This is a genomic window from Serinicoccus sp. CNJ-927 (assembly GCF_001942435.1).
In the GTDB taxonomy this organism is placed as follows: Bacteria; Actinomycetota; Actinomycetes; order Actinomycetales; family Dermatophilaceae; genus Ornithinicoccus; species Ornithinicoccus marinus.
In genome coordinates this window covers 121,427-135,522 of the sequence record NZ_MKKF01000044.1, presented here as the reverse complement: position 1 = coordinate 135,522, position 14,096 = coordinate 121,427, and the positions used below count along the sequence as shown (strand labels likewise).

The following is a 14,096-nucleotide window of genomic DNA, read 5'->3' as shown; positions in this document are numbered from 1 at the left end:
CCGGCACCGCCACCGCGTCAGCCCCGCCCCGGGCCGCACCACTGCGCGCACGGCACGATGCGCGGCGCCCAGGCACCCGGCTCCGCCGAGCGCGACACGTGCCCCTGCGGGTAGAGCTCGGGCATCGGGTGCTGCCCGTGGAGGATCCCCGGCGGACGGCCGGCCACGAGGTCGAGCTCGAGCCGGCTCGCGGCGTGCTCCCAGCCGCGACCCATCGCGTCGTCATGATGGGGCTTGAAGGGCTGTCGACCGCCAGGTGTCCGGGTCAGCTCGCCCAGCACCACCCCGCGCTCGGTGCCGTAGAGGTCGACCCGCACGAAGGGCAGCCCGACGGCGCGGGAGAGGTGCCGCGCGATCCCGACCATCTCGGGCAGGTCGTGGGGCGGCGCAATGCTGTCGTCGGAGTCCCGGCCGATCATCACCGCGCCGAGGTCGGCGCCCTCGGCGTCGACGTAGCGGAACCCCATCGACCGCAGGTGCCCGTGGCGCGGCACGCGGCGCAGCATCACGTGCTGCACCTCGCCGTAGCTGACGTTGATCTTCACGTCGTCCGGGATCGGACCCCCGCCGGGCTGCCGCAGCACCTCCTCGGCGAAGAACGGGCCGCTGATCCGACCGCGGGAGGCCCGGTCCACGAAGTGCGCGCGCACCTCGTCACCGGTCAGGCGCCGGACGCCGTCGATGGTCTCGTAGCGGCCCTCCGCGAGCCGCCGCAGCGGGAGCACGCCGTGGCTGCCGGCCCCGCCGTCGGACTTCAGCACGACCTCCTCCGGCAGCTCGGCGAGGTCGATCTGCGCGGCATCCTCCCAGACCGCGAGGACCTGCGGCACCGGGATGCCGTGGCTGGCCGCAAGTCGGTAGTTGCGCAGCTTGAACGGCAGGTGCCGCAGCGGGTGGCGCCGCTCGGGGTCGAGCTGGCGCAGGTCCTCCGTCATCCTTCGGAGCGTGATGAGGTGCTGCGTGAAGCTCGAGCGCTGCGCCAGCTCGTCCGGGTCGACGAGCTTCGCGGCGCGGTCCCGCTCGTCCGCGAGCTGCTGCTCCAGGGCGTCACGGGTGCGCTCCAGCTCCCGGATGCGGCGGTTGCGAGCGCGCAGCTCGGCGTCCCGTTTCGCCAGGGGTGGGACGCGCTTGACGACCTCGCGGCGCAGGTTCATGGGCTCTCCTCGCGGACGGGTGCCGGGGCGTGGTCGACCGCCCCGTCGGTCTCGTGGTCGGGATGGTCGGCGGTGTGCTGGTCGTCGAGGCCGTCGGGGCGCTGCGCCCAGCGGGGCCGGGCCGTCCAGGTCCAGCCCGGCGGTGGCTCGCCCCAGGCCCGGTATGCCCGGTCCCGGGAGCCCTCGTCGGCCCCTTCGTCGTCGGTCGCACCGGTGTCGCGGGCACCGTCGTCGAGCGTCACGGCACCGCTCCCCGGGCGCCTATCGGCCCTGTCGCGGTCCCGGGTGGCCTCCAGGACGAGACCGCCCTGCTCCAGCCGCACCCGGCGTACCCCCTCCGGAGCCCCGTCGAGGACCCCGGCCGGCGACCAGTCCGGACCGGGTGGGTCGGGCACTCTCTCGACCAGCCACGCGGCGAGCACGTCGGACGACAGCGCGTCGTGCTCCACCCGGAGCGCGTCGGCACGGGTGGCGTCACCCGCGCTGCGCAGCGGGAGGGTGAGCGGCGAGGGTGCCGCCGGACCGGGCGTCGGGGGAGCGTCCTGCAGCAGCGGCCGGATCCGGTCCACGAAGCCCGAGCGGCCGTAGCGCTCCCGCACCAGCGCGAGCGTGCGCTCCACCCGGGCGCGGTAGGCGGCCGGGTCGGCGGCATACCGCGCCACCAGGGCCTGGGCCTCGCCGGGCGCCGCGTAGTCGACGAGGTCGCCGAAGGTGGGCCGGTGCTTGGGGTCGGCGATGGTGAGGACGCCGCTGGCGGCGGCCTCGAGCAAAGTCCTGCCGAAGGCCTCGTGCGCGTCCGGGTTGTCCAGGTAGACGTAGAAGTCGAGGTCGGCCAGGAAGGGGCGCACGTCCTCGGTCGTGGCCGGCAGCACCCGCCACCCCGCGGGCAGCTGCGGCGGCTCGCCCCGGTCGGCCGCCGCCGCACGCAGCGCCTCCACCGTCTGCTCCCCGCCGAGGATGCGGACCTCGTGCCCCGGGCCGAAGGCATACCCCCGCTCCAGGACGGCCCAGGAGGTGGGGAACTTGATCCGGTCGTCGCGCGAGTGGCGTCCGACGACGACCGTCCCGCCGGCACCGGGTGCCCGGTCGGTCGGTCGGACCGCCCAGGCGTCGGCGTCGATGAGGCCCGGGTTGTCCCAGTCGGTGAGCGGGACCGAGGGGTCCTGCTCACGCAGCACGCGTCGGATGGTCGGGCTCTGCGGCACCCAGGTCACCGGGGCGCCGAAGAGCTCGCCGGCGCGCCCGGTGACGTCCGCGACGACGTAGCGCTGGTCGGTGCCGTCGGGCTCGACCGGTCCCTGGTTGGCCATCACCAGCACCTGGCGGACCCGGGCGACGCGGCTCAGGCGAGGCGGGTACTGCAGGATCGGGGGGTAGCGCACGAGCAGCACGTCGATGTCGACGTCGTCGTCCGGCTGCACCCAGCTCACCGCGCCGGAGCGCACCAGCTCGGTGAACGGCGCGACCAGCGGCTGGTCCTGCGCCGACATGAAGCGCAGCGCCTCCAGGTGCATGACCCCGACCCGCAGCCCCGCGTCGAGGGCGGCCCGGATCTCCTCCATCATCGAGCGCTGCGGTCCGCCGAACTTGCGCCAGTCACCGGCGATCACCAGGTCCAGCGTCTCCGGGGTGGTCCGCAGCAGCGGGTGCGTGGGGCGGCTCCAGCGGTGCGGCTCGGGGAAGCGCCGCGGCTGCTCCGGGTCGAGGTATGCCCGCTGCGCCCCGGCCGTGACGGCCTCGTGCCAGGGGGTGTAGAGCGCCTTGTACTGCTGCCGCGCCGGGTGGCGGTAGCCGTTGGCGAACTCCTCCGAGGACAGCGTGCTGCCGCCGCCGCGCAGGATGGTCGTGGTCTCCTCGATGTCCCGGATCACCGGTCCGCAGGCCGCCTCCAGGCGGCGGGCGAACTCGGTGTCGGCGCCCTTGCGGGTCGGGTCGAAGAAGCCGATCCGGGAGAGCACCGGGCGCAGCCGGAAGCACACCGTCGCGGCCGAGGCGAAGCGCGGCTGGTAGCCCGGGCGGGTGAGCACGAGATCGGGGCTGACCCGCACCCCCTGGGCGCGCGTGGCCAGCAGGCCGGGATCGGCGAGCAGCGGCCCCAGGCAGGTCTCCAGCGTCTGCGGGTGCCACCAGTCGTCGGAGTCCACGACGATCGCGAACTCCCCGCGCGCCTGCCGAAGCGCGGTGTTGCGCGCCCGGTAGGTGCCGCCGTTGACGGCCTTGCGGATCACCCGGACGCGCGGGTCGAGGGCCTCGACCTGGGCGAGCAGCGCCGCGTGACCGGGGCTCGGCCCCGAGGCGTCGTCGACGACGAGCAGCTCGAGGTCGGCCCAGGTCTGCGCCAGGACCGAGCGCACCGCGGTGAGCAGCGCCGGGCCGGGGCGGTAGCTGCTCATGAGCACGGTGACCAGGCCGGTGTCGCGCACCGGCTCGGTCCCGCTCACCGCGAGCCGGTCCAGGTCCGGCGCCGATCCCGGAGGGGCGGGAGGACCTGGGCCAGCCGTCCGCTGCCCAGGGCGGCGGAGAAGGCCCGCGCCCAGTCCTGGCCCCGGTCCGCGGCGGCCGGGTTCAGCCGCGGGTGCAGGGCGTCGGCGCGCACCGAGGAGGCCACGCCAGGGCGGACCCGGCGGTCGGCCACCAGCCGGACGGCCCCCTCCGGGTCGCCGCCGAGCACCCGCAGCTGGGCGAGCATCTCGACGTGCTCACGGCGCAGCCCGCCCATGACCGTCGATCCGGGGGCGAGCAGCTGCTCCAGCAGCCCCCGGGCCACGGCGACGTCGTCCGCCTCCCCGGTCTGGACCGCGAGCACCCGCGCGTGGTCGGCCACGCCGAGCGGGTCCGCGCCGGGTGGCGGGCCGGCGTCCGCGGGCCGGGTCGCCCAGTCGGCCAGGTCGGCCGGGGTGTGCCCGGGCCAGGCGAGCTCGGCCAGCACCTCCCGGGCGTGGACCGACCGGGTCCGCAGTGCGGTCGCGGCCAGCGCCCGCGAGCGCCGCCGGGCGATCCGCCCGTGGTCGGCCGCCACCCCCTGCGTGGTGGACCGGGGCGAGGTCACCGGGGGTCGTGGTCGTGTGCTGGGCGACCGGCGGCGAGCCGGGCCAGGGCCTCGTCCAGCGTGACCTGCATCCGGTCCAACCGGCCGGTGTACTGCGCCTGCAGCACCTGCACGGCGCCGAGCACGTCGGCCGGTGCTGCCTGCGGGACGGGGACGGGGCTCGCGGCAGACCCCTGCCCGGAGCCGGCCGCCCGGCGGATCTCGTCACGCAGGTAGTTGCGCATCGACCGCACCCGGCGCCAGGAGTCCAGCTGGACCGCGAGGATGCCGGCGCCGAGGAGCCCTCCGGCGGCCGCCGCCAGCACCGGCAGCTCCAGCGCCACCCCGAGCACGAGGACCAGAGCCAGGGCGATCCCGGCTGCACTGCCGACGAGAGGGACGAGGCGAGCGGGCACGCGGCCGACCTTCCTGCGCGGGTTGGGGGTGTCGGTGCTCGGGCACCGGTCGAGACGGTGTTCACTGTACCCGGGGCCGGGCGCTGCGGTCCGGCACCACGCACTGCCGTGAGAAAGAGCATCAGACCCTCGTGACCAGCCAGAGCAACGACCCGTCCCAGGCGTGGCTCGCCTGGCAGCTGCGGCACGGCGCCGGGGCGGTCGACCCCGTCCCGCTCTTCCACCAGACGCTGCGCACCCGGTCGAGGGCTGGGCTGGACGCCCTCGCCGAGCTCGCGACCGGCGGCCGGCAGTCCCCGCAGGGCCTGCTCGCGGAGGTGCTCGCCGAGGGTGCACCCCCGGCGGACTCGCTGCGCCCGGCACGGCGACGCGCGCTGGCAGGGGTCGCCTTCGGCTGGGCCGGGATGCTGCGCACCCCTGAGGAGCTGTTGGCCTCCGCCCTGGTCTTCGAGGCGCTCTGGCCCGGCGACGGCCTGACCTGGCTCGGGCCGCAGCTACGGCTCACCGGGCTGCAGACGCTCTTCCTCGCCGGGCGGCACGAGCCGCTCGCCGCGCTGCTCCCCGCGGTGCGGGACCTCCACCCGGACGCGGAGCACTACCTGCGGGTGGACCTGGCCAACCCGCACGGTCCGGCCACGGCCACCGCCGACGAGCAGCAGTGGGACGAGCTGCTCGCGCAGCGCTTCACCGAGCGCGGGCTGGCCGCCCCCAGCCTCCAGGGCGACGGGCAGGCCGCGGGAGCGGAGGCCCGCAGCCCGTTCGACCGGCTCGAGGCCCCCGGGGCACGACCGGGGACCGCGGGTGGAGAGCTGGTGACCGTCATCATGCCGAGCTGGCGGCCGGACGAGGGCCTGGTCACCGCGGTCCGGTCCATCTGCGCGCAGACGTATGCCGATCTCGAGATCGTCGTCGTCGACGACTGCTCGGGTCCCGAGCACGCCGAGACCTACGCCCGGGTGGCCGCCCTCGACCCACGGGTCCGGGTGCTGACGATGGACCGCAACGGCGGCTCCTACCTCGGTCGTGCGGCGGCGATCGAGGCGTCCCGCGGCAGCCTCATCACCTTCCAGGACGCCGACGACTGGTCCCACCCGTCCCGCGTCGAGCTCCAGGTGGCGGCGCTGGAGGAGGCCGGACCGGACACCCCGATGACCCGTAGCCGCGCGGTGCGCGCCAAGGACGACCTCACCCACCAGTGGCTCGGCTACCGCGCGGTCCGCGAGAACGCCTCCTCGCTGCTGCTGCGCCGCAGCATCCTGGCCCGCACCGGGGGCTTCGCGCCGATCCGCAAGGGCGCGGACTCGGAGTTCGCGGAGCGGGTCGCCCGGGTGCACGGGGCCATCGTCGACGTCCGGGAGCCGCTGGCGGTGACGCGGCTGCGCTCGGGCTCGCTCTCCCGGGGTGACTTCACCCTCTCCTGGACCGCACCGGAGCGCCGTGCCTTCCGCTCCAGCTTCATGGCCTGGCACCGGCGGCTCGCCCGGCGCCGCCGGCAGGAGCCCGGCGAGCTGCGGGTGCAGGACGCCGAGCTGGCCACCCTGCCCTTCCCCGTCCCGGCCGCGTGGGTGCGGGATCTCCCCGCCGCCGACCTCGTCCCCGACCGGCTGGGCACCGCCTACCTCGGCTCCTTCTCCCAGCCGCACGGCAGCCGCGGCGGGGACTGGCTGATGCGGGCCTTGCGCGAGGGGACCCCCGGTGCCCCCGCCGGGGTGTGGCACCAGGACCTGCGCGCCACGACCGAGCTGCGCCGGCCCGAGCTCGACCGCGCCCTCGACGACCCGCTGCTCGACGGGCAGGCCTGGCTCGTCTCGCGACTGGACCGGATCACTGCCGGACGGCTGGTCGTGCTCGATCCCTCGGTGCTCTCCCTCATGCGCGACCAGGAGGTCCGGGTGCGCGCCGATGACGTCGAGGTCTGGCTCGCACCGGAGGACGTCACCCCGGGCCCCACAGGGCTGCCGGAGGATCTCCTCGGGGCCTCCGACCTGCTCTCGTCGTGGTTCGGCCTCCGTCCCCGCTGGGTGCTGGCCCCGTGGCTGGACGAGCGGGAGCAGACGATGGTCCGGGAGGCGCTGCCCGGGCTCGACGTGATGGCGGCGCAGGCCGGTGAGGTCGCCGGTGCCCGCTGACCCGGCGACCGACCGTCGCGACGTCAGCTCGGCCCTGGTGCTCGTCACCGGCCGGCCCAGCCCCGGGACGCGCGAGGCCCTGGACCTGCTGCGGGGTCTGCTGCCGGGAGCCGTGCTGCTGCGGACCGGGCCGGCCGCCCCCGACCTGGCGGAGGGTCACGAGCTGCGTGCCAGCCGCACCCGTTCGTCGTGGCGGCGCCCGCTGCTGGCCGGCGCCGAGCGCGTGGTCCCGCGCGGGCTCCGGGCCGGCCTCGCCACCCGCTTCGACCCCCGCTTCCGCGAAGGTCTCCGGGAGACCGACGTCCTCGTCGTGCTGGGTCCCGGCGGGCGCGCCATCGCCCGGACCGCGCACGAGCTCGCGGCCGAGGTCCCGGTCCTCGAGGGCACGCCCGCTCTCCGGAGGCTGTGCACCGAGCTGGCGCTGGGCACCCTGCCGCAGCTCGGTGCCGCGCCACGACCGGTGCTGCCGACCGGGACGCTCGACCGGCTGCTGACCGCGATCGCGGTGCTCGCGGGGCCCGCCCGGCCCCAGGGGCCGGTGCGGCAGCGGTTGCGGGCGACCCCGTGGCTGACCCGGGACACCGACCAGCGCGACGCGCTGCTCAGCGTCCTGGCGCCGGTGCTCGGCGCCGAGGACCCGGTGCTGCGGGCGTGGACCCTGCACCGGGAGGTCCTGGCCGGAGACGGGGAGGTGCCTGCCGAGGCCCAGCGGCTCGCGGCCGCGGCCGACCTGCTCCTGGCGGCCGACCAGGTGCTGGACGCCGAGCCGCAGACCGCCGCGCGGTGGGCCGCGCTGGCGCTGCGCCTGCGACCCCCCGGTCACGACGCCCCCGTCGGCACACCCGAGGAGCACCCCGCCCCGACGGGCAGCCGCACGTGGAGCCTCCTCACCGACCCGCCCCCCTCCGTCGCGACCTCGCCCGAGCCCGGGACGACCCCGACCGACGCAGGGTCGGACGGCGAGGAGCGGGCTCAGGGCCGGGGCGCGGCCCGCCGCGTGCTGCTGCTGCCCGCCGGGGGATCGGGCCCGTCCCTGCGGGCGCTTCTCAACCTGTCCCCCGCGGTCCGCGTGCTGTCGCCGAGCAGCGGTGACATCCCCTCCTCGCTGCGCGGTGACACCGTCCCGGACGCCCTGGTCGAGGCGCGGCTGCGCGCCGGGCTGGGCCTGCCCTGGACCGGCTACCCCGGTCCCACCGCGGCGCTGCGGGACCAGGACCCGGAGGTCGCGCTCGTCGACGGCGCCGACCAGCGGGCGGTGCTGGCCTCGCTCGCCCTGCCCCGCTCCTGCCGGCTGGTCGCCCTCGTGCGGCCCGCCGACCTCGACGCGCCGTGGCTCGACCTGCTCGATGCGGGACGCTGGCACGCGCTGCTGGTCGAGGACGACGACACGGCGCCCGGGTCCGGGACCGCCTCGAGCGGCACGACGCACAGCTCCCGCCGGTGAGGGTCGTGCCCGGGCTCGCCAGCCTGCGCACCGAGGCCCCGGACGCGTCAGCGCGCGAGGCCCTGCGGTCCACCGTCCTCGGGGACCTCGGTCGCCTCGGGGCGCTGAGCGCGACCGGCCGGCACGACGAGGCGATGTCCCTCGTGCGGCACGCCCTGGACGAGGCGGAGAGCTCCGGGCGCCCCGATGCCGCCCTGCTCCAGCAGGCGGCCCTGACCACCACCCGCGCCGGGGAGCCCACGCTGCGGCTGGAGGTGCTGCGACGATGGGCCGCGATCGACCCCCGTCCGCACGTGCGTGCCCTGGTCACCGAGCAGGAGGCGAGGCTGCGCGACGTTCTCCCCCGGCTGGCTGCCCGGCGACCTGCCCCCCACCCCCGTGGATCCCGAGCCCGGCCGGGTGCTGCACCTGCTCAAGGTGTCCCTACCCCAGCGCACGAGCGGGTATGCCGTGCGCTCGGCCTACCTGCTGGGCGAGCGCGCCCGGGGCGGCGAGGACGTCCTCGCCGCGACCGCGCTGGACTTCCCGGGCGAGCCGGCGCCCCCGGTGGAGACCGTGGCGGGGGTCCGGCACCTGCGGCTCACCCGGGAGGAGGTCCCGGCCCGCGAGGGCGCGGACGCCTACCTCGACGCCTTCGCGCGACGGCTGCTGGCCGAGGTCGTGCGGCACCGCCCCGCGCTCCTGCACGCGCACTCCGGCCACCGGGGCTACGAGCTGGCGCTCGTGGCGCTCGCCGTCGGCCGGGCCACCGGCATACCCGTCGTCTACGAGGTGCGGGGGCTGTTCGAGGGGGTGTGGACCTCGGACGTCGAGCGTGCCACCGACAGCGAGCTCTACCGGCTACGGCGTGCGCTGGAGACGAGGGTCCTCGGCGAGGCGGCAGCGGTGGTCACGCTCAGCGAGTCGATGCGCCAGGACATCCTCGACCGCCCGGGGCAGGGCGGGCGGATCGACCCGGCGCGGGTCGTGGTGGTGCCCAACGGCGTCGACGACCAGGCCATCGCTCCCCGGACGCCGCGGGCCGACCTGCGCCGACGGCTCGGGCTCGACGACGCCTTCGTGGTCGGCTACGTCAGCAACCTGGACCACCCGCGGGAGGGCCAGGAGGTGCTGGTCGAGGCGGTCGCGCAGCTGCGCCGGCGGGGCATACCGGTGACCGCCGTGCTGGTCGGCGGGGGTGAGCGAGCGGAGTCCCTGCGGCAGCGCGCCGCGGACCTCGGGGTCGTCGAGCACGTCGTGCTCACCGGGCAGGTGCCGCACGCCGAGGTCGGTGACTACTACGCGCTGCTCGACGTCTTCGTCGTGCCGCGCATCGACGAACGGGCGGCCCGCCTCGTGACCCCGCTCAAGCCCTACGAGGCGATGGCGATGGGGCTGCCGGTGGTGGTCTCCGCGCTGCCCGCGCTGCTGGAGATCGTCGGCGACGCCGAGCGGGGCGTGGCCTTCCCCGCAGGCGACGCCGCCGCCCTGGCCGAGGTGCTCGACCGGCTGCGGCAGGATCCCGCGCGGCGTGCCGAGCTCGCCGCCGCGGGCCGCTCGTGGGTGCGCGAGCACCGCACCTGGCGGGCGCTGGCGGCCCGCTACGACGAGGCGTACGCCCTCGCGACCCGAGGGTCAGCGGGGGGCCTCGGCGAGCCGCTCCATGGCGGTGACGAACTCCGCTGAGTGGACCCCCCAGTCGAGCTCGCGGCGTGCGAGGTCGTGCCCGCGCCGTCCGAGCTCCGCCGCGGCCGCCGGGTCCGCCACCCAGGCCAGCAGCTGCTCGACGGTCTGCTCGACGTCGTGGAAGGGGACGACCGTGCCGGCACCGCTGCGGTCGACGAGGTCCACCGCCCGGGGCAGCGGGGTGCTGATGACCGGGACGGCGTGGGCGAGGTACTCCACCACCTTGGTCGGCATGCTCGGCCGGAAGTTCTCCACGTCGTGGAGCAGCGAGAGCCCGGCGAGCGCCCCGTCGAGCCGGTCCAGGGCCCGGTCGGCAGGCAGGAACCCGGACCACTCCAGGTGGCCCGCCCGTTGCGCCGCCTGCAGCTGCTCGGTGGTGGCCGACCCGTGCGCCGGACCGACGATCTCCAGCACCGCGCGGCCCTCGGTGCGGGCGGCCAGCTGCTCACCCACCCGCACGAGCTCACCCACGCCGCGCTCCCGCGTCAGGCTGCCGAGGTAGACCACGCGCAGCCGCCCCTGCTCGTCCGGCGTCCCGGCAGGCGGGGGGTCAGGGGGCACCGGGGTGGTGTTGGGCACCACCAGGTGCGGCTGGGCGAAACGCTGGGCGTAGTCCTCGTCGGCGAGGATGAGGACCATCCGACGCTCGGCGCTGCGCTCCATCGTCGCGGCCAGCGAGCGCAGCGGCCCGCGCAGCCGGGCCGGCACCCAGGACCGCAGGTCGACCACCGCCGCGGTGTCCTCGTGCACGTCCCACACCGTGAGCGGCAGCGAGATGCCGAAGGTGCTCGGCACGAGCTCGGGGTCGTGCAGCAGCACCACGTCGTGCCGGGGGCCGTGCTCGCGCATCACCCGGCGGGCATCCCGCTGCGCGGCGAACCGTCGGCGTCCGCTGGAGCGCGTCAGGTCGAGCGCCGTCAGCCCCGGCACCGTCCCGTCGTCGGGGGGCTGCACGCCGTGCCCGGTCCAGGGCGCGGCGAAGGTGACCTCCCACCCCGCGGCGAGGAGGCTGGCGATCTGACGGTGCCGGATGCGTGCGTCCTCCGGGTGATGGACGACGGTGACGACGAGGATCCGGCGGGAGGTCACCAGTTGCCCTCCGGCTCCCACTTGCGCAGCAGGTCCCGGGCGGCGTCGGCCCCCTGCTCCTGCATGACCCGGTTGATCTCCTCGTAACGCTCGCGCCACACCTGGCGGTGCTTGCCGTACTTGCGACCGTACAGGCCGTTGATCACCGACGGCCGGCCGTCGCCGAGCAACCGCCCGTCGTCCATCCACAGGACCCGGGTGCAGAGCTGGTTGATGCGACGTCGGCTGTGGGCCACCAGGAAGACGGTGCCCGCCTGCTCCCGGATCTGCTCGATCCGCTCGGTGGCCCGGGCGCGGAAGTGCTCGTCGCCGGTGGCCAGCGCCTCGTCCACGATGAGGATGTCGGGCACGACAGCGGTGGAGATCGCGAAGCGCAACCGGGCCGCCATCCCGCTGGAGTAGCTGCTCATCGGGAGGTCGATGAAGTCGCCGATGTCGGCGAACTCGATGATGTCGTCCATCCGGCGTCGCACCTGGGCCGGGGTGAGACCGAGCGCCTGGGCACCGATCCAGATGTTGTCGCGGCCGCTGAGCTTGCGCTGCAGGACGGCGTTGACCCCGAGCAGCGCCGCCTTGCCACCCAACCAGATCGTGCCGTTGGTCGGAGGCACCAGCCCGGCGACCGAGCGCAGCAGGGTCGACTTGCCCGACCCGTTGCGCCCGATGATGCCGATCGACTCCCCGCGGTAGGCGACGAAGGACACGTCCTTGACCGCATGCACCTCCTGCACGCCCAGGCCGGGGGTGCTGCGGCTGAACAGCCGCCGCAGGGCGGACTCCGCCTCGTCCTCGGGCTGGTCCTGCTTCTTCGGGCTGCCGTAGATGCGGTACTTGATGTCGACGTGCGAGACGACGACCGAGGGGATCCGCTCTCCCTCGACGGACACCTGCTCGGCCCCGCCGGGCGGCTGCCGCTGCTCAGGCGCGGCCATACGTGCCCTCCCCCCGCCAGAAGACGACGAAGCCGACGCCGAAGAGCAGCACCGCCCAGGCCCCGGCGACCGCCCACGTCTCCCACCGGACCGGGAAGCCTCCATGAGCGTCTCGCGCACCAGCGTCAGGCTCACCGCGACGGGTTGGTAGGCGAGCACCGCCCCGACCCAGTCGGGGACGCCGTCGAGGTCGCCGAAGCGGGCGTCGATCGAGAAGAAGACCCCGGAGACGTAGCGCATGAGCCGGACGACGAGGGGGACCATGTTGTTGAGGTCGCGCACGGCGTGCACCAGCCGGGAGATGAGCATGGCCAGCCCCAGGCCCATCATCACCACCACCAGCAGGGCCACCGGGAAGAGCAGCCACTCCCACGTGATCGGCTCACCGCTGATGAGCGCGATGACCACGAGCACGAGGAAGGCGGGGATGTTGTTGACGAACTCGGAGACCACGACGACCACCGGCAGCAGCACCCGGGGGAAGGCCAGCGAGCGCATCATGCCCACCTTGCCCATGAGCGCCCGGGCGCCGGAGGTGAGCGTCGCCGAGATGAAGGTGAAGGTGAACAGCCCGATGGTGAGGAAACTGACGAAGTTGTCGACGTCCCGCTCCAGGCCGAGCAGCTTGCCGAAGATGAGGTAGTAGGCGACGCCCAGCATGATCGGGTTGATGACCGACCAGAGGATGCCCAGGTAGTTGTCCCGGTGCTGGCTGATCACCTCGCCCTTGGCCAGCGACCACATGAGGTGCCGGTAGCGCCAGATCTCGCCGACGTACTCCCGCAGCGTGGGCCGGGTGGCGACCTGCTCCATGCCGTGGCGGCGCGCGAGGTCGGCCGCGGCGTCGTGATCCAGCGCGAGCGGCTGGTGGTGCGGCTCGGGCCCGAGGTCGGCGCTCACAGCCGGACGACCTTCTCTCCCCCGGCGGCGGCGCCGCGGGTGTCGAAGAAGGCCTGCGAGGCGGCGGCGAGGGCGTCCACGTCGTAGCCCCGGTGGTTCTGCACCAGGATCGTCAGGTCCGCCTCGCCGGCCGCGGTCGCCGGGTCCTCGACCCGACCGGACACCGAGTCGCCCGCCGCGTGCCACTCCTGCACGTGCGGGTCGTGGTAGAGCACGGAGGCGCCCTTGGCGGCCAGCAGCCGGGCCAGCGGCACCGCCGGCGACTCGCGCTGGTCGGCGATGTTCGGCTTGTAGGTCACGCCGAGCAGGAGCACGGTCGAGCCGTTGAGCGGCTTGCCCGCGGCGTTGAGGATGTCCTGGGCCCGCCCGACGACGTAGGCCGGCATACCTGCGTTGATCTCCTGGGCCAGCTCGACGAAGCGGAACGGGTAGCCCAGCCGGGCCCGGACGTTGTGGGAGAGGTAGTTGGGGTCGATCGGGATGCAGTGCCCCCCGACGCCCGGACCGGGGTAGAACGCCTGGAAGCCGAACGGCTTGGAGCTGGCGGCCCCGATGACGTCCCAGAGGTCGATGCCGAGCTCGTGGCAGAACCGGGTCATCTCGTTGACCAGCGCGATGTTGATGTGCCGGTAGGTGTTCTCCAGCAGCTTGGCGGTCTCCGCCTCCCGGGTGCCCTTGGTCCGGACCACGGTGTCGACGAAGCGGCCGTAGAAGTCGGCCGCCGCGTCGCTGCAGGACGGCGTGTGCCCGCCGACCACCTTGGGGGTGTTCTTGGCACCGAAGCGCTCGTTGCCGGGGTCGATCCGCTCCGGCGAGAAGGCCAGGTGGAAGTCCTCGCCCGCGACCAGCCCGCCGGCCTCCAGGACGGGCCGCACCACCTCGTCGGTCGTGCCGGGGTAGGTCGTGGACTCCAGCACGACGAGCATCCCCGGGCGCAGGTTGCGGGCCACGGCGGCGACCGCCGACTCCACCGCCCGCAGGTCCGGACCGCCCTCCGGCGACAGCGGCGTCGGCACGCAGATGACGGCGGTCCCCGCCTCCGCGATCCGCGCCTCGTCCGTCGTGGCCTCGAAGCCCCCGTCACGCATCTGCGCGATGTCGTCGTCGGCGAGGTCGTCGACGTGCGACCGGCCCTCGTTGAGGGCGTCCACCACCCCCTGGTGGATGTCGAATCCCAGCACGCGCATGCCCGCCCGTGTCGCTTCCTGCGCCAGCGGGAGGCCGACGTATCCCAGGCCGATGATGACAGCGTCGACAGCCACGGTGGCAGGACTCCTTCGAGACGGGGGTGGGGTGCGAACGCGCGCGCCCTGAGCATATCGCGCTGTGCCATGATCGC

At 75.1% G+C, this 14,096-nt stretch carries 11 protein-coding genes; 3 read left to right on the top strand and 8 right to left on the bottom strand.

Features of this window, described 5'->3' with window-relative positions; all coding sequences use genetic code 11:
• Positions 1-17: 17 nt before the first annotated feature.
• The 4 genes from BJF86_RS11770 to BJF86_RS11755 are packed head-to-tail and all read right to left on the bottom strand — an operon-like array spanning position 18 to position 4,598.
• Positions 18-1,154, bottom strand: a complete 1,137-nt coding sequence (locus BJF86_RS11770) for an ATP-grasp domain-containing protein (protein ID WP_075819147.1) — start codon at positions 1,152-1,154, stop codon at positions 18-20.
• Positions 1,151-3,595 (bottom strand): glycosyltransferase, encoded by a 2,445-nt coding sequence (locus BJF86_RS11765; RefSeq protein WP_075819145.1) that lies wholly within the window; start codon positions 3,593-3,595, stop codon positions 1,151-1,153. The genes BJF86_RS11770 and BJF86_RS11765 overlap by 4 nt, the downstream gene beginning before the upstream one ends.
• Entirely contained in the window at positions 3,592-4,203 is a 612-nt protein-coding gene (locus BJF86_RS11760) for a hypothetical protein (RefSeq protein WP_075819143.1), read from the bottom strand. Before BJF86_RS11760 ends, BJF86_RS11765 begins: the two co-directional genes overlap by 4 nt.
• Positions 4,200-4,598 (bottom strand): hypothetical protein, encoded by a 399-nt coding sequence (locus BJF86_RS11755; RefSeq protein WP_075819141.1) that lies wholly within the window; start codon positions 4,596-4,598, stop codon positions 4,200-4,202. Before BJF86_RS11755 ends, BJF86_RS11760 begins: the two co-directional genes overlap by 4 nt.
• A 131-nt stretch (positions 4,599-4,729) precedes the next feature.
• Between BJF86_RS11755 and BJF86_RS11750 the strand changes: the two genes are divergently transcribed.
• Complete coding sequence (locus BJF86_RS11750; protein ID WP_075819139.1) at positions 4,730-6,727, top strand: glycosyltransferase family 2 protein; 1,998 nt, start codon at positions 4,730-4,732, stop codon at positions 6,725-6,727.
• The gene (locus BJF86_RS11745) at positions 6,717-8,171 is read left to right on the top strand and encodes a hypothetical protein (RefSeq protein WP_075819137.1); all 1,455 of its coding nucleotides are present in this window, start codon (positions 6,717-6,719) and stop codon (positions 8,169-8,171) included. The genes BJF86_RS11750 and BJF86_RS11745 overlap by 11 nt, the downstream gene beginning before the upstream one ends.
• Before the next feature lie 47 nt (positions 8,172-8,218).
• Here BJF86_RS11745 and BJF86_RS11740 read toward each other — a convergent pair whose 3' ends face one another.
• Entirely contained in the window at positions 8,219-8,545 is a 327-nt protein-coding gene (locus BJF86_RS11740) for a hypothetical protein (protein WP_075819135.1), read from the bottom strand.
• A 4-nt stretch (positions 8,546-8,549) separates the two neighbouring features.
• On the opposite strand from BJF86_RS11740, the gene BJF86_RS11735 reads away from it, so the two are divergent.
• The gene (locus tag BJF86_RS11735; protein ID WP_075819133.1) at positions 8,550-9,836 is read left to right on the top strand and encodes a glycosyltransferase family 4 protein; all 1,287 of its coding nucleotides are present in this window, start codon (positions 8,550-8,552) and stop codon (positions 9,834-9,836) included.
• On the opposite strand, the gene BJF86_RS11730 is transcribed toward BJF86_RS11735, so the two are convergent.
• From BJF86_RS11730 to BJF86_RS11715, 3 genes are read right to left on the bottom strand one after another with little or no spacing between them, the layout of a single operon-like run.
• On the bottom strand, positions 9,786-10,925 hold the full coding sequence (locus BJF86_RS11730) for a glycosyltransferase (RefSeq protein ID WP_075819131.1): 1,140 nt from the start codon (positions 10,923-10,925) through the stop codon (positions 9,786-9,788). The two genes, BJF86_RS11735 and BJF86_RS11730, sit on opposite strands and share 51 nt — an antisense overlap.
• The gene (locus BJF86_RS17010; RefSeq protein WP_083653008.1) at positions 10,922-12,757 is read right to left on the bottom strand and encodes an ATP-binding cassette domain-containing protein; all 1,836 of its coding nucleotides are present in this window, start codon (positions 12,755-12,757) and stop codon (positions 10,922-10,924) included. The genes BJF86_RS11730 and BJF86_RS17010 overlap by 4 nt, the downstream gene beginning before the upstream one ends.
• Positions 12,754-14,019 carry a nucleotide sugar dehydrogenase gene (locus tag BJF86_RS11715; RefSeq protein WP_075819129.1) on the bottom strand — a complete coding sequence of 422 codons (1,266 nt, stop codon included), beginning with the start codon at positions 14,017-14,019 and terminating at the stop codon, positions 12,754-12,756. Before BJF86_RS11715 ends, BJF86_RS17010 begins: the two co-directional genes overlap by 4 nt.
• Between the last annotated feature and the right edge of the window lie 77 nt (positions 14,020-14,096).

Excerpts from the sequence above, each read along its gene's own strand:
- BJF86_RS11770 (WP_075819147.1), bottom strand. The coding sequence starts at position 1,154 with ATGAACCTGCGCCGCGAGGTCGTCAAGCGCGTCCCACCCCTGGCGAAA.